Origin of the sequence: Virgibacillus sp. LDC1 (genome assembly GCF_025792345.1) — a bacterium.
In the GTDB taxonomy this organism is placed as follows: domain Bacteria; phylum Bacillota; class Bacilli; order Paenibacillales; family Paenibacillaceae; genus Paenibacillus_AQ; species Paenibacillus_AQ lautus.
Window position 1 is genome coordinate 320,593 of sequence record NZ_JAOXLZ010000001.1, and the last position, 16,227, is coordinate 336,819.

Sequence of the window (16,227 nt, forward strand, 5' to 3'; positions counted from 1 at the left end):
GCTACAATAAGACGAGTTACTGACCGATCAGCGAAGGTGATCGCCTGATTGGAGAAGACAAGAACGGAGTGACATAAACAAGTGGTGTATTATTTGATTGCATTTGTTTTATTTCTTATTGATCAGGGAACCAAGTACTTGATTGCCTCGAGGCTTGAGCTTTATGAACAGATTCCTGTGATCGGAGACTTCTTCCTGATTACGTCCAGCCGAAACCGGGGTGCCGCGTTTGGCATACTGCAGGATCAATTATGGTTCTTCATTGTTGTGACGCTAATCGTTGTGGGCGGGATAGTCTGGTACCTCCGGAAGGTATCGAAAGAAGGACGTAAGCTGCTGCCTACGGCTCTTGCGCTTGTACTGGGCGGGGCACTTGGAAACTTCATCGATCGCTTGTTGATGGGAGAGGTTGTCGATTTCCTGCAATTTAATTTTGGCAGCTACACCTTCCCGATTTTTAATATCGCCGATTCTTGTATCGTCATCGGTGTGGGATTGATCATATTGGACACGCTTCTGGAAGGAAGACGCGAGAAGATACAGACAACAAGTGAAGTTTCTGGCACAGAAGGGAATGAATAATGTTGCAAGACGGTATGGATACTGATACGGAATGGACAGGCGAAACGGGGCACGAATCGGAAACCTGTGAGTGGACGGTGGATGCCGAATCTGCCAAAACCCGCATAGATAAATACATAACGGAGAACCTTGGTGAGGATGTTTCACGCTCCCAGGTGCAGTTATGGATTACGGATGGACATGTCATCGTTAATGAAGGTCCGGTTAAGTCCAATTACAAAGTGAGTCAGGGTGACCGCATCCTGCTGAAAGTTCCTGAGCCATCGGCAGTAGAGATTATTCCGGAGGACATCCCGCTTGAGATCGCGTTTGAAGACGTGGATGTGATTGTTGTAAACAAACCTCGAGGGATGGTTGTCCATCCGGCTCCGGGACATTCGTCGGGTACACTTGTGAATGCGTTGATGTTTCACTGCAAAGACTTGTCGGGAATTAATGGGGAGCTTCGTCCTGGCATCGTCCATCGGATTGACAAAGATACAACCGGTCTAATCATGGCAGCGAAGAATGATAAAGCTCATGCTTCTCTTGCCGGCCAACTGAAGGATCACAGCGTGAACCGCCGTTACTTGGCCTTGGTGCACGGCAACATCAGTCATGATCAAGGCACCATTGATGCCCCTATCGGCCGTGACGCGCAGGATCGTAAACTGTATACCGTCACGGACCGGAACAGCAAACATGCGGTTACTCATTTTACCGTTGTGGAACGGTTCGGGGATTACAGTCTTCTCGAGCTGAAGCTGGAGACGGGACGTACGCATCAAATCCGCGTGCATATGAAGTATATCGGCCATCCTCTCGTAGGTGATCCTGTATACGGCAAGAGCAAGGGGATTAAATTAAACGGTCAGGCGCTTCATGCCGCCATTTTGGGCTTTGTCCATCCTTCGACCGGGGAGTATATGGAGTTTTCGGCACCGATGCCGAATGATATGGAAGAACTGCTGACGATTCTAAGGGGCCGCTAGCGGTTCCTTTTTGCATTTAGATGTTTTGGGTCCCCGCAAAGTATTTGGAGAAAGCATCGAAGTATTGGCTCTACTTTGTGGGGCTATTTTCCTTGCCATTTTATCCAAGGAATGTTATAGTGACGATAACTTTGATGAAGGAGGTGAGCAGGATGAATATCGAGATGGTTAACAACCGTATTAGCCAGCTGCCTATAGCTATGGCTGGCATTGTTCATGCATTTCTCTACAACGGGAGAGGTCTGTCCAATTTTAATGATACGGTTTGTACCATCGCGAGAAGTCACCTGCCTGCCTGCACGGATTAAGCCTATTTAGGCTTACCATTCTTAAGGGTCCGCGGAGCTTGCTCTGTGGGCCCTTTTTGCGTTTGCAGTCCGGGTCTTCTCCCTAATCTATACGCTTTAGCGAACAGGTTGACTGTTCGCAGCATACAGGAGGAAACCTAGAATGAATATGATCAATGTACAGAAACTGACGCAATATCACGGTGCTCATCTGGTACTGGACCAGATATCGTTTGAAATACAGGAAGGCGAGAAGGTCGCGCTTATCGGAAGGAACGGCAGCGGAAAGTCGACGCTGATGCGCCTGCTTGCGGGTCTCGATCAGCCAAACGAAGGGCAGCTGGCCATAAAGAAGGGGGCAAAAATCGGATATTTGGAGCAGATTCCGAGCCATATGGATTCCTGGACGGTGCTGGATGTACTTGAACAGGGGTTGAGTCACTTAAAGGATTACCGAGCGGAAATGACGGAGCTTGAGAGAAAAATGAGTGACCCGGACATTGCCGGAAATGCTGGGCAGCTCGATCGAGTGCTGCGGAAATACTCAGCCCTTCAGGAACGCTTTGAAACAGAGGGCGGCTATGAGCTGGAAGCAAGCATCGACAAAATCGCTACCGGGCTGCAAATACCCAAGAGCGAATACGGACTGGCCTTTGGCTCGTTGTCCGGTGGAGAACAGACTCGAGTCGTGCTGGCATCGCAGCTGATCGTACAGCCGGATTTGCTCCTGCTCGATGAACCGACCAACCATCTGGATTTGGCACGCACGGAATGGCTGGAGGAATTCTTGCGCGAATATCCGGGAACCTGCGTCATGATCTCTCACGACCGATATTTTCTGGATCGGGTCGTGTCCAAAACGATTGAGCTTGAAGATGGCGAAGCTTTCACTGCGCAAGGTGGCTACACCACGTTCATGAAAGATAAGGAAGAGCGTTTGCTGCAGCAGTTCGCCGACTACCAAGAACAGCAGAAAGTAATCAAGAAGATGAAGGAATCCATCAAGCAGCTTGAAGAGTTCGGCCGGATTGGCGGCAATGAGAAGTTTTTCAAGCGCGCGGCTTCCATGAGGCGAGCACTGGAGCGAATGGAGCGGGTCAAGAGGCCCGTACTGGAACGCAGACAGGCTGATTTTGAACTGAATCCTCAAGATCGTTCCGGTCGCCGCGTGGCATACTTTGATCAAGTTAAGGTTTCCTATGGGAATCAGGCGGTGCTGAGAGGCGCATCCGGTCTAATCGAATTCGGCGAAAAAATTGCACTGATGGGCTCGAACGGCAGCGGGAAAACAACGCTGTTCAAAGTGCTGTTGGGTGAGCTGACGCCCGATTCCGGTTCGCTTGAATGGGGTTCGCGTGTCGATGTGGGTTATTTGGCTCAGCAGGAGGAACCGGACAATCCGAAGGAAACGGTGCTTCAATATTTCCGGGAGAAGGCCGGAGTTGAAGAGGGGGAAGCTCGAGGGATATTGGCAAGGTATCTGTTCTATGGTGCGGCCGTGTTCAGATCGGTGGGGCAGCTGTCCGGCGGGGAATGGACACGATTGAGGCTCGCGCTGCTCATCCATCAGAAGCCGAACCTGCTGCTTCTGGATGAACCCACGAACCATCTGGATATTGCCTCCCGCGAAGCGTTGGAGGATGCGCTGCAGGGGTATGCGGGGACCGTTCTTGCCATTTCCCATGACCGTTATTTCGTGAATCAAGTGTCTCGTAAAGTATGGGATTTGAATCAAGGGAAGCTGACTGTCTATCATGGAAATTATGATGATTTCCGGGATAAGAAAGACCGGCTTGACGCGGAATTGCAGGCAAGGGAGCTATCAGCGGGATTTGATGTTATTCCCAAACAGAAGGTGATCCAGCAGGCCCAAGCGAAGGATAGCTCTGCTCAGCTTTCCAAACGCGTAAACCCGGATCGCTCTTCCGCCGAAAGGTCCAAATGGTTGGAGGAGGAGATTGCTCGTCTAGAAACCCGTATCCGGCAGCTTGACGGCTGGCTTGAGATGGAAGGCGACGATTTACACGAGGATACGGATCTGTCACTGCTCGAGCAGCGGTGGAACGAGCGGGAGTCGCTATCCGCGAGTCGTGACGAGCTTCTCGCGGAATGGCTGGAGCTAACTTAAGTGTGTTTTCAAATAGGAACACCATAGGATCTACCAGCTCCACCCAGCCGAAAAAGTACAAATCATTTGATATATAATGCATGGCTCCCGTTGTGATTTTCCTGCATATTTAGGATGAGTATGAAAGCTAGAGTAGGAGATGAATACAAATCATGAGTATGGATAAGTATCAGGAAACGTACATTCAACAGAGCTTTGCCAACCGGATCGGCGGCGCTAATTATGGCAAAGATACAGCCATTTATAAATTCGAGAAAATCAAAAGAGCGAAGGCAGCTGCGAAGCAGGAACATCCTGGGACGGAGCTGATCGATATGGGGGTTGGCGAGCCGGATGAGATGGCCGATGCAGGCATCGTGGCGAAGCTGGCAGAAGAAGCAGCGAAGCGGGAAAACCGGGGCTATGCGGATAACGGAATTCCGGAGTTCAAGGAAGCAGCTGTTCGCTACTTGAAGAATGTATTTGGGGTTGAAGGCATTGATGCCGCTACAGAAGTTCTGCATTCCATCGGTTCCAAGCCGGCACTGGCCATGCTGCCGTCCTGCTTCATTAACCCTGGGGACATCACCATCATGACGGTTCCTGGATATCCTGTACTCGGTACGCATACCAAGTACTTGGGCGGTGAGGTTTACAATGTGGAGCTGAAAAAAGAGAACGGATTCCTTCCGGATCTCAGCTCGATCCCTGAGGACATTGCCCACCGTGCCAAACTGCTCTACCTGAACTATCCGAACAACCCGACGGGTGCCAGCGCAACGGTCGAGTTTTTCACCGAGGTTGTCGAGTGGGCCCGCAAGTATGGTGTTGTTGTTGTCCATGACGCTCCTTATGCAGCGCTGACTTACGATGGCTTGAAGCCGCTCAGCTTTCTCTCCGTCCCCGGTGCGAAGGATGTTGGCGTGGAGCTTCACTCCCTGTCCAAATCTTACAATATGACGGGATGGCGCATTGGCTTCATCGCCGGTAATCCGCTTGTGGTTAAAGCGTTTGGCGATGTGAAGGACAACAACGATTCAGGACAATTTATAGCCATTCAAAAGGCTGCCGCATACGGTCTGGACAATCCGCAAATTACGGAGAAGATCGCTGAGAAGTATTCCCGCCGCCACAACATGCTGGTAGACGTGTTGAACGGGCTTGGTTTTAAGGCCGAGAAGCCGAAGGGCTCCTTCTTCCTCTACGTTGAAGCTCCAAAAGGCGTTAAAGGCGGGCGCCGCTTTGAATCCGGCGAAGATTTCTCCCAGTATCTGATTCGCGAGAAATTGATCTCCACCGTGCCTTGGGATGATGCGGGACATTTCGTACGCTTCTCCGTTACCTTCATTGCTGACGGTGAGGAAGAAGAGAAACGCGTCATTTCCGAAATTCGCAGAAGACTTAGCGATGTTGAATTTGAATTTTAATGACATGTTATAAACTCCGCGTAGTACGTGACATCATTCGACATGATTGCTGTTGACAGCTCCTGTAGGGTCTGTCATAATGAAATCAATCGAATAGCACCTTTAAATCAGTCCCGTGAGGCTGGCAAGGTAACGTGAACCGAGGTTCATTAACAGGAGGCATAGTTCTGTCTGCGGATAGATGCTGCGCTTTCCACACTATCTCTATGAGATCAACTCCTTGTCCAGCCGGGCAAGGAGTTTTTTTGTGTGTAATGAACTCACGGATCGTCTGAACTAAAAAGGGCTAATCAAACGTTTAGAAGGAGGACTTAAGGATGAGCAACGAACAGCATGTGATTATGGACGAGACGGCCATCCGCCGCGCCCTAACGAGAATTGCCCATGAAATATTGGAAAAGAATAAAGGGATTGAGGACTGCGTCCTGGTCGGCATCCGCACACGCGGCGTGTTCCTTGCCCAGCGGATCGCTGAGCGAATGAATGAGATTGAAGGTACGCCGATTCCATGGGGAGAGATCGACGTGACTTCCTACCGCGATGACCGGGACAGCAAGGGAGCCGCTGCTGAACGGGGAGAAGGAGCGAAGCTCAGCCTTGCACATCTGAACATTCATGACAAGAAGGTCATTTTGTTTGATGACGTGCTGTACACCGGACGGACGATCCGTGCTGCAATGGACGCCCTGATGGACTGCGGACGGCCAAGAATGATACAGCTTGCGGTTTTGGCAGACCGGGGACATCGCGAACTGCCGATCCGGCCGGATTATATCGGAAAGAACGTTCCTACCTCCAAACACGAGGAAATTACGGTGGCATTAACCGAAATCGACGGCAAGGACGAAGTGACCATTAGCCAAAGAGAGGAACGATAATCATGACAACAGCCATTTCATTGAAAGAACGCAGCCTCTTAGGTTTGAAGGATATTAGCAGAGACGAAATCGGATCGATCCTGAATCGGGCGGCATATTGGGAAGCGCAGTCCGAGAAAGTGGTGCCGGTACTTCAATCGAAATTTGCGGTTAATATGTTCTTCGAGAACAGCACCAGAACGAGATTTTCGTTTGAAATGGCTGAGAAAAGACTCGGTGCTGAGGTCATGAACTTTGCGGCGGCAGCATCCAGCGTCGAGAAAGGCGAGTCGATCTACGATACGGTTAGAACGCTGGAATCCATGGGAATCGACGCGGGCGTCATCCGGCTGAAGCCAGCCGGAGTACTGCAGGAGCTAGCGGAGCGGATCTCGATTCCGCTGGTCAATGCGGGCGACGGCAACAATGAGCACCCCACGCAGGCGCTGCTTGATCTTTATACGATGAAGAAAAGCTTCGGCGAGCTTAAGGGATTAACGGTATCCATCATCGGAGACATCAAGCACAGCCGGGTTGCTCGTTCGGACCTGTGGGCCCTGCAGAAATTCGGTGCCCATGTACAGTTCTGCGCACCGGAAACGATGCAGGCTCCGGAGCTGGCCCGGTATGCACCTTACGTATCGATGGAAACGGCACTCAAGGCGGATGTAGTGATGATGCTGAGAGTTCAACTGGAACGGCATAATGAAGGAGTATTCAAATCCAGCGCGGAATACCGGGAACAGTACGGTTTGACGGAAGAGCGGGCGGCCAAGCTGTCGGGGCACACGATCATTATGCATCCGGCACCGGTGAACCGGAACGTAGAAATCGACGACGCGGTCGTGGAAAGCGCAAGATCGATGATATTCAAGCAGATGGCGAACGGAGTGCCGATTCGCATGGCAGTCATGGAACGGGCGATGGTCTGATTCGAAAACGCGGAATACGGTTTACAGAATGAATAAATATTAATATTTATACACAAATATGTATTTTTATTATACAATATACTAAGAAGCGAGCGGTGCTTCTGCTGCGGAGGGGAACCAAGATGCAAATGCAAGTGATAAAGAATGCCAAAGTGATCAATGAACAAGGACAGCTCGAAGATAAACATATCGTCATTGCAGACGGATTGATTCATTCGGTTGCGAGTGATATCGCAGCCTTGCCGGAACCGGGCGATAACGTTCAGATAATCGATGCCGAGGGGAAACTGGTCACACCGGGATTCATCGATATGCATGTGCACTTGAGAGAGCCGGGATATGAGCACAAGGAAACGATCGAGAGCGGCAGCCGCTCGGCAGTCAAAGGCGGCTTTACAACCATTGCCTGCATGCCGAACACAAGACCGGTGACCGATACGCCGGAAACGGTGAAGCTTGTGCTGGATAAGGCTAGCGAGGCTGGTCTTGCGAAGGTGCTGCCCTATGCAGCCATTACGAAGAACGAGCTGGGCCGCGAACTGACGGACTTTGAGGCCTTGAAGGCCGCGGGTGCAATCGGGTTTACGGACGACGGCGTTGGTGTGCAGAACGCACAGATGATGAAAGATGCCATGAACAAAGCGAAAGCGCTGGGCATGCCGGTCATTGCGCACTGCGAGGATGACTCGCTGGTAAAAGGAGCTTTCGTGACCGAAGGCAAATTCGCTCAGCAGCACGGCCTGAAAGGAATACCAAACGAGTCGGAAGCGATCCATGTTGGACGGGACATTCTGCTGACCGAAGCCACCGGCGTACATTACCACGTATGCCATGTGAGCACAGAGCAGTCCGTACGCTTGATCCGCCAGGCAAAAGCGATTGGCATCTCGGTAACGGCCGAGGTATGCCCGCACCATCTGGTTCTCTCGGACGAAGATATTCCCGGCCTGGATGCCAACTGGAAGATGAACCCGCCGCTGCGCACCCCGCGTGATGTGGAGGCTTGTATAGAAGGTCTGCTGGATGGAACGCTCGATATGATCGTAACGGATCATGCACCGCACAGCGCGGAAGAGAAGGCGAAAGGCATGGAGCTTGCACCATTCGGTATCGTGGGATTCGAAACAGCCTTCCCGCTGCTCTATACCAAATTCGTCGCAACAGGCAAATGGGATCTCGCCTTGCTCGTGAAGCGGATGACCAGCGATCCGGCAAGAGTATTCGGTCTTGCAACGGGCGTGCTGGAGGCCGGTAAAGCAGCGGATCTGACCATGATTGATCTCGATGCAGAGAAAGAAGTGAATCCGGAAGAGTTCGCAACGAAAGGCCGCAACACGCCATTTACGGGCTGGAAGCTGAAAGGCTGGCCCGTGATGACTTGGGTGGACGGCGAAGTGAAATGGTCAGAGCAAAACGGATTTTGAGTAACACGTAGGCAAAAGACTTATAAAATAAATTACACATAGATGACAGGAGTGATCGGGATGCAGGCAAGATTGTTACTGGAGGACGGAACGCTGTTCAGCGGAAAATCCTTCGGCGCGGATGCTGAAATGACCGGAGAGGTTGTTTTCAATACAGGAATTACAGGATATCAAGAGGTGCTGAGCGACCCGTCTTACTGTGGACAGATCGTGACCATGACGTACCCTTTGATCGGAAACTACGGCATCACGCGGGATGACTTTGAATCCATCCGGCCGTTCGTCCACGGATTCGTTGTTCGTCGTCATGAGCCTGTTCCTAGCAACTGGCGTGCAGAATATAGCGTTGACAGCTTATTGAAAGAATATGGCATTCCAGGAATCAGCGAGATTGATACACGGATGTTGACCCGGATCATCCGTCACTACGGTACGATGAAGGGCATTCTGACAACTTCCAACAAGCCGGTGGAAGAACTTAAGGAAATGCTCGGCGATACGACGATCGCCGAACTCCGCAACCAGGTGGCAAAAACCTCTACACCGCAAATGTTTACAAGCCCGGGCTCCAAGGAGCGGATCGTTCTGGTTGACTTCGGTGCAAAGAGCGGAATTCTGCGCGAACTGACTTCCCGCGGTTGTGATGTGATGGTCGTTCCGCATGACACGACGGCTGATGAAATCCGCAGACTTCACCCGGACGGCATTCAGTTGTCCAACGGCCCTGGGGACCCGAAGGATGTTCCTTACGCGGTGGACATGGTCAAAGAACTGCTTGGCGAATATCCGATCTTCGGCATCTGCCTGGGGCACCAATTGTTTGCACTGGCTGCGGGCGCGGACACCGAGAAGCTGAAATTCGGACACCGTGGCGGGAACCATCCGGTAAAAGAGCTTGCCAGCGGACGCTGCTACATCACTTCCCAAAACCACGGATATACCGTCAACGAAGAATCCATCACAGGGACGGATCTGGAAGTCACGCATATCAACAATAACGATAAAACGATCGAAGGCTTGAAGCACTCGAAATTCCCTGCCTTCTCCGTGCAATATCACCCTGAAGCTGCACCTGGTCCGCAAGACAGCAGCTATCTGTTCGATCAATTCCTTGAGATGATAAGAGACCATAAACAGAATGAAATCCGGAAACCGCGCCAAGCGGTTCTGGCCGCAGCCGTGAAAGGAGCTCATTAATATGCCTAAAAATGATACATTGAAAAAAATTCTCGTCATCGGCTCCGGTCCGATCGTCATCGGGCAAGCAGCGGAATTTGACTACGCTGGAACACAGGCTTGCCAAGCATTGAAAGAAGAAGGTATCGAGGTTGTGTTGATTAACAGCAACCCGGCAACCATCATGACCGACACGAACATGGCGGATAAAGTATATATCGAGCCGATCACCCTCGACTTTGTTACACAGATTATCCGTCAAGAGCGTCCGGACGGATTGCTCCCGACGCTTGGAGGACAAACGGGTCTGAATATGGCGGTTGAGCTTGCACGCGCCGGTATTCTGGAGCAGGAGAATGTGAAGCTGCTCGGAACGCAGCTGGAGTCCATCGAGAAAGCGGAAGACCGCGACCTGTTCCGTGATCTGATGCGCGAACTCGATCAGCCCGTACCGGAAAGCACGATTGTAACGACCCTGGAAGAGGCGCTTGACTTCGCAAATGAGATTGGTTATCCGCTGATCGTGCGCCCGGCCTACACTTTGGGCGGCACCGGCGGCGGTATCTGCGCAACCGAGGAGGAACTGCGTGAAACCGTCAGCTCCGGACTTCGCTACAGCCCGATCACGCAATGTTTGGTCGAGAAGAGCATCGCGGGAATGAAAGAAGTCGAGTATGAGGTTATGCGCGATGCGAATGATAACTGCATCGTGGTATGTAACATGGAGAACTTTGATCCGGTCGGCGTTCATACCGGCGACAGCATCGTCGTGGCGCCAAGCCAGACCCTATCCGATCGCGAGTATCAAATGCTCAGATCCGCATCGCTGAAAATCATCCGCGCCCTGAACATCGAGGGCGGATGCAACGTGCAATTCGCGCTGGATCCAAACAGCTATCAATATTATGTCATCGAGGTAAACCCTCGGGTCAGCCGCTCTTCCGCCCTTGCTTCCAAGGCAACGGGCTACCCGATCGCGAAGATGGCAGCAAAAATCGCGATGGGTTACACCCTGGACGAGATCGTCAACCCGGTAACGGGACAGACTTATGCTTGCTTTGAGCCTACGCTGGATTATATCGTCAGCAAAATTCCACGCTGGCCATTCGACAAGTTCATCCACGCAAACCGGAAGCTGGGAACTCAGATGAAGGCAACCGGCGAAGTGATGGCGATCGGCCGCACCTTCGAGGAGTCGATCCATAAAGCGGTTCGTTCTCTGGAGATCGGCGTACACCGCCTCTACTTGAAAGGTGCTAACGAGCTGAGCGATGAAGTGCTCCAGCAGCGTCTGATCAAAGCCGACGATGAGCGGATGTTCCTGATCGCGGAAGCGTTCCGCCGGGGGTATGGACTTCAGCAGATTCAAGACCTGACGAAGATCGACTGGTGGTTCCTGGACAAAATCGAGCGCCTGATCCAATACGAAGATCACATTCGCAGCGAAGCGTCACTGACTTACGAAACGCTGTACGAAGCGAAGCGACTCGGCTTTACGGATCGCGCCATCGCTGAGCTGCGCACGGAAGGTAAAGCCAGCACGCACACAACCGAGGAGTCGATCGGATTCCTGCGCCGCGAGCATGGATTGCGCCCGGTTTACAAAATGGTGGATACTTGCGCCGCGGAGTTTGAAGCAACGACGCCGTATTACTACTCGACGTACGAAACGGAGAATGAAGTCATCGAATCCGCCAAGGAGAAGGTCATCGTGCTGGGCTCCGGACCGATCCGGATCGGTCAAGGGATTGAGTTCGACTACTCCACGGTGCACGCCGTATGGGCAATCCAGAAGGCGGGATACGAAGCGGTTATCATTAACAACAACCCGGAGACCGTCTCCACTGACTTTAATACGTCGGACCGTCTCTACTTCGAACCGCTCTTCCTTGAAGATGTCATGAATGTCATCGAGCAGGAGAAACCGATCGGTGTCATCGTACAGTTTGGCGGGCAGACAGCAATTAACCTCGCTGAGCCGCTCAGCAAAGCGGGCGTGAAAATTCTGGGTACCAGCCTGGAAAGCATTGACGAAGCCGAGGATCGTAAAAAATTCGAAGCGCTCCTGTCCAGACTGGAGATTGCCCAGCCGAAAGGAAAAACCGTAACTTCGGTTGATGATGCTGTAGAAACCGCGCAATCGCTGGGTTACCCTGTTCTGGTAAGACCATCTTATGTACTCGGTGGACGCGCCATGGAGATTGTATACTCTGACAGCGAGCTGCTGAGCTACATGAAAGAGGCGGTTAAGATCAACCCGGACCATCCGGTTCTGATCGACCGTTACATGATGGGTAAAGAAGTGGAAGTTGACGCGATCTGCGATGGCGATACGGTGCTGATTCCAGGCATCATGGAACATGTAGAGCGCGCAGGCGTTCACTCCGGTGACTCGATTGCGGTATATCCTCCTCAGTACTTGTCCCAGGACCTGAAAGACAAGATTGCCGAAATTACGATCAAGATTGCCAAAGAGCTGAATACACGCGGACTTGTTAACATCCAGTTCGTTATCTATAAAAATGAAGTGTACGTGATCGAAGTGAATCCGCGTTCTTCCCGGACGGTTCCGTTCCTGAGCAAGGTTACAGGCATCCCGATGGCCAACCTGGCAACACAGGCGATCATGGGCAGCAAGCTGAAGGATCTTGGATACGAGGAAGGCATGTGGCCGGAAAGCGAACATGTATCGGTTAAAGTGCCGGTGTTCTCCTTTGCTAAACTTCGCCGCGTTGAGCCTACCCTTGGACCGGAAATGAAATCCACCGGTGAGGTTATGGGCCGTGACGTGAAGTATGCCAAAGCGCTGTACAAAGGTCTGATCGGTGCAGGCATGAAAATTCCTTCAACGGGTGCCATTATCGCTACCATCGCAGATAAAGATAAAGCAGAAGCTGCGGCACTGCTGAAAGGCTTCCATAAGCTTGGTTATAAAATCATCGCCACAGGCGGCACGGCAGCAGCATTGAAAGAAGCGGGGCTTGATGTGACCACCATCCATAAGCTGTCCGAGGGAACGCCGAACATTCTGGATATGATCCGCACAGGTGAAGCGAATTTCGTCTTCAACACATTGACCAAAGGGAAAACGCCGCAGCGTGACGGATTCCGAATCCGCCGTGAAGCGGTAGAAAACGGTGTGGTATGTATGACCTCGCTCGATACGGTTCGTGAGCTTCTCACGATGCTGGAGACCATCAACTTCTCTTCTGAAGCGATGCCGGTTTAATCGAGAAGGAGGGATATAGATGAACACCAGCTACAACGAAATGGCGGGCCGCCTGATGGTGGCCCTGGATTACCCGGATGCCGAACGTGCGAAAGCATTGGTACGTCAGCTGGAAGGTATCCCGTGTTATATGAAGGTCGGCATGCAGCTGTTCTACGCTGCCGGTCCTGATTTTGTCAAAGAATTGAAAGCCAAAGGCTATTCCGTGTTTCTGGACGTGAAGATGCATGATATTCCGAACACGGTAAAAGGCGGGTCGGACAGCGTAACGCGGCTGGGTGTGGACATGTTTAACGTCCATGCCAGCGGCGGCGCTCTTATGATGCAGGCGGCAAAAGCCGGGGCGGAGGCCGCAGTGGCGGACACCCCGGGTCTTGCCATGCCTACCATCATAGCTGTAACCCAGTTGACTAGTACGAGTCAGGATGTCATGAATAACGAAATCGGCATTCCGGGTTTGGTAGCGGATGCGGTCGTACGATATGCGAAGCTGGCTCAGCAAGCGGGGCTGCATGGCGTCGTCGCTTCATCGCTTGAAGTGGAGGCCATTCGATCCGCATGCGGCCAAGCGTTTAAGACCGTTATACCGGGTATCCGTCCGGCCGGTGCGGATATCGGAGACCAGGCTCGGGTTCTTACACCAGGGGAAGCCATTCGCAAGGGCAGTCATTATTTGGTTGTCGGCCGCCCAATCACGGAATCCCCGAGCCCGAGACATGCTGCAGAACAGATTATTGAGGAGATGATTCAAGCATGAGTACACTCGCGAATATTCCACATCAGATCGCATCTTATTTGCTGAAGATTGAGGCCGTTTCCCTTAGACCTCATCAGCCGTTTACATGGACGTCGGGAATGAAATCCCCGATATACTGTGACAATCGCTTGACGATGTCTTATCCCGAGATTCGCGACTACATTGCTGAATCGTTCGCAGCCGTCATCCGGGAGCAATATCCGGAAGCCGAGGCCATTGCCGGAACGGCCACAGCCGGGATTCCGCATGCGGCCTTTGTATCCCAGAAAATGAACCTGCCGATGTCCTATATTCGGGACAAAGCAAAGGGTCATGGCAAGGAAAACCTGATTGAAGGCTTGATCAAGCCGGGACAGAAGGTGGTTGTGATCGAGGATCTGATCTCCACGGGCGGCAGCTCGCTTAAAGCGGCACAAGCGGTTAAGGATGCAGGGGCCGAGCCGCTGGCGGTACTGGCTATATTCAGCTATCAGCTGGATAAAGCGGTACAAGCCTTCGCCGAAGCCGGGATTCCGCTGCAGAGCTTGTCCAACTACGGTGCGCTGATTGATGTAGCGCTATCCGAGAATCGGATTCAGGAACAGGATGTGGAGCTTCTTCAATCCTGGAGATCGAATCCTGCGTCCTTTGGCATGTAAACAACTTAAACCAGCTAGGAATCAGGCTGTCGTCTTTGTGAGTTATCGCAGAGCGACAGCTTTTTTTATACCGAGGCCGAAGATGATGGGCGCCGGGTTGACAGCGGTAGGCCGGATCGTTACATTAGGACTGTAAGCGGCTGTAGCCAGCCATGATGTCCTTATGCTGATATAGAAGGGATATAGTCTAACAGATGAATGCAAAGAAAGAAGCGGTGCTTGAAGCCGGGAAGCGGCTGTTCATGGAGCAGGGGATTTTGCATACGAGTATGGAGCAGATTGCCGAAGCTGTCCCGGTTTCCAAGATGACGATTTATAACTACTATCAGAGCAAAGAGGGCTTACTGGATCATGTCGTGGACCGGATGGTCGAGGAGCTCATGGCGATTTACCGCGATATCATGGATCAGGCAAATGATCCGCTTGAGGCGTTAACCGTCTTCTACAAGGATCAGCACAAATTTTCGGCGTTTGTATCGCAGAAATTTGTGGCGGATCTGGCCAAATTCCCGGAGCAGATGGACAAGCTGCTTCAATTCAACCAGAAATTCGTTGTTCCGGAATTTGAAATGCTGATCTTTAAAGGTCAGCAGCTTGGACAAATACGGAAAGATATCTCTCCCCAGGTATTGGTCGCGTTCCTTACTTTTATCAAGGAATTTACGGCACGGAATGAATGGTACCATGGTCTGGGAAGCCTGAACGCGGTCAGTGAACAGCTGATGACGATTCTTTATCACGGTATAATCCAGCAGGAAGATCCGTCTAATCTAACATGAGAACAAAAACATTCCAGAGGTGATCTCGACCCGGGAATGTTTTTTTATGAAATTTTATGGCTGAACGGTTTGAAAACCGGCTGATTTGGGTATATGTTCCTATAAATTTAGGGCCACGACTTGGTAGAGGGGAAGGAGATGTCTCACCTATAATAGTAATGATAACCTCAAGATAATGACAAAATAGGCGGGGCTGACCGTAAGGAGGAGAGATCTTTGGAAATTCCGTCCAGGATCCAACTGACCGGCAAACAATTCTTTGTACTAACCGGCATTGTCGGTGCGCGGGCTGTCATTGGGTTAGAGGACCCTTTTCGCGGAACGCTGGCCGAGGAGATGCCTGTAGAAGTGGCTAAGATTGAGCAGGAGCTGCAGGAGAAAGGCTTGATTGATACGGCTGATAACGAGCCGGTTCTTGTGCAGGAACTGCTGGAATACATAGAAGTATGCAGCCGGACCCTGCTAACGATACATATGAGGGTGTCCGGTTCCGACGAAGGGCAGAAGGAGTGCTTCATTTATTACAGTTCAAGCCTGGTGGTAAAGGCCGATATTGAAAGCGGGCCTGACGGTGCGAGAGCCTATGTGCTGGAAGCGCTGGGAACCCCTTCGGAAGCTTGGCTTAAAATCATCCGTCACCTGCAGCTGGAGGATAGGAAGAACCGTGATACAGCTCCATTGGCTATGCCTAAAGGCTGGTTCCAGCAATGGATGAGTGCCGAGCAAGGGGAGCAGGAGCCTCGGAAGTACTTGCTTGCACAAGGCTGCCCGGAATCCGTCGTTTCCGCCTTGGCCGATTGCGTCACCGATCCGGAGAGATATGCTGCCTTCACGGCGTACTATTGTCCGGATCTGAACTGCAGAATACAGGGAATCGAACTGTTGAGAGGAAAGCATTCCAATTGGCTGATTCGCAATGAAGGCGAACAGGATCAAATTTGGGGCGCGACGGTAACTGAGATCATCCGGGAACTCGGCGCAGTCATCGAGCGTATTAAGTGAGAAACGTAGCATCCTGATCCCGCATACTGTAATTTTTGCCTTCTCGATCAATGACATGG

At 51.7% G+C, this 16,227-nt stretch carries 14 protein-coding genes; all 14 read left to right on the plus strand.

The window, feature by feature from the left end; genetic code table 11:
• Positions 1-81 precede the first annotated feature (81 nt).
• The 14 genes from lspA (at position 82) to OHJ21_RS01525 (ending at position 16,168) form a co-directional block, all read left to right on the plus strand.
• Positions 82-582, plus strand: a complete 501-nt coding sequence (gene lspA / locus OHJ21_RS01460) for a signal peptidase II (RefSeq protein ID WP_100535972.1) — start codon at positions 82-84, stop codon at positions 580-582.
• On the plus strand, positions 582-1,553 hold the full coding sequence (locus OHJ21_RS01465; protein WP_100535973.1) for an RluA family pseudouridine synthase: 972 nt from the start codon (positions 582-584) through the stop codon (positions 1,551-1,553). The genes lspA and OHJ21_RS01465 overlap by 1 nt, the downstream gene beginning before the upstream one ends.
• A 152-nt stretch (positions 1,554-1,705) precedes the next feature.
• Positions 1,706-1,861 (plus strand): hypothetical protein, encoded by a 156-nt coding sequence (locus tag OHJ21_RS01470; protein ID WP_164817395.1) that lies wholly within the window; start codon positions 1,706-1,708, stop codon positions 1,859-1,861.
• A gap of 142 nt (positions 1,862-2,003) precedes the next feature.
• On the plus strand, positions 2,004-3,968 hold the full coding sequence (abc-f, locus tag OHJ21_RS01475) for a ribosomal protection-like ABC-F family protein (protein WP_486019216.1): 1,965 nt from the start codon (positions 2,004-2,006) through the stop codon (positions 3,966-3,968).
• 152 nt (positions 3,969-4,120) lie between these two features.
• A complete protein-coding gene (locus OHJ21_RS01480; RefSeq protein WP_394057117.1) occupies positions 4,121-5,374 on the plus strand; it encodes an LL-diaminopimelate aminotransferase in 1,254 nt (417 codons plus the stop codon).
• Positions 5,375-5,691: 317 nt separating this feature from the next.
• Positions 5,692-6,252 (plus strand): bifunctional pyr operon transcriptional regulator/uracil phosphoribosyltransferase PyrR, encoded by a 561-nt coding sequence (gene pyrR / locus OHJ21_RS01485; protein ID WP_100535976.1) that lies wholly within the window; start codon positions 5,692-5,694, stop codon positions 6,250-6,252.
• The gene (locus OHJ21_RS01490) at positions 6,252-7,163 is read left to right on the plus strand and encodes an aspartate carbamoyltransferase catalytic subunit (RefSeq protein ID WP_272868143.1); all 912 of its coding nucleotides are present in this window, start codon (positions 6,252-6,254) and stop codon (positions 7,161-7,163) included. Before pyrR ends, OHJ21_RS01490 begins: the two co-directional genes overlap by 1 nt.
• Before the next feature lie 122 nt (positions 7,164-7,285).
• The gene (locus tag OHJ21_RS01495) at positions 7,286-8,587 is read left to right on the plus strand and encodes a dihydroorotase (protein WP_326112422.1); all 1,302 of its coding nucleotides are present in this window, start codon (positions 7,286-7,288) and stop codon (positions 8,585-8,587) included.
• Between the two features lie 60 nt (positions 8,588-8,647).
• Entirely contained in the window at positions 8,648-9,784 is a 1,137-nt protein-coding gene (locus OHJ21_RS01500) for a carbamoyl phosphate synthase small subunit (RefSeq protein ID WP_100535979.1), read from the plus strand.
• A 1-nt stretch (position 9,785) separates the two neighbouring features.
• Positions 9,786-12,992: a carbamoyl-phosphate synthase large subunit gene (gene carB, locus OHJ21_RS01505; protein ID WP_486019217.1), complete on the plus strand. Its 3,207-nt coding sequence runs from the start codon at positions 9,786-9,788 to the stop codon at positions 12,990-12,992.
• A gap of 19 nt (positions 12,993-13,011) precedes the next feature.
• Positions 13,012-13,749 carry an orotidine-5'-phosphate decarboxylase gene (pyrF, locus tag OHJ21_RS01510; protein WP_486019218.1) on the plus strand — a complete coding sequence of 246 codons (738 nt, stop codon included), beginning with the start codon at positions 13,012-13,014 and terminating at the stop codon, positions 13,747-13,749.
• Positions 13,746-14,387 carry an orotate phosphoribosyltransferase gene (pyrE, locus tag OHJ21_RS01515; protein WP_326096894.1) on the plus strand — a complete coding sequence of 214 codons (642 nt, stop codon included), beginning with the start codon at positions 13,746-13,748 and terminating at the stop codon, positions 14,385-14,387. The genes pyrF and pyrE overlap by 4 nt, the downstream gene beginning before the upstream one ends.
• Before the next feature lie 194 nt (positions 14,388-14,581).
• Complete coding sequence (locus OHJ21_RS01520; protein WP_100535983.1) at positions 14,582-15,166, plus strand: TetR/AcrR family transcriptional regulator; 585 nt, start codon at positions 14,582-14,584, stop codon at positions 15,164-15,166.
• 216 nt (positions 15,167-15,382) lie between these two features.
• A complete protein-coding gene (locus tag OHJ21_RS01525; protein WP_326112417.1) occupies positions 15,383-16,168 on the plus strand; it encodes a hypothetical protein in 786 nt (261 codons plus the stop codon).
• Positions 16,169-16,227: the final 59 nt, after the last annotated feature.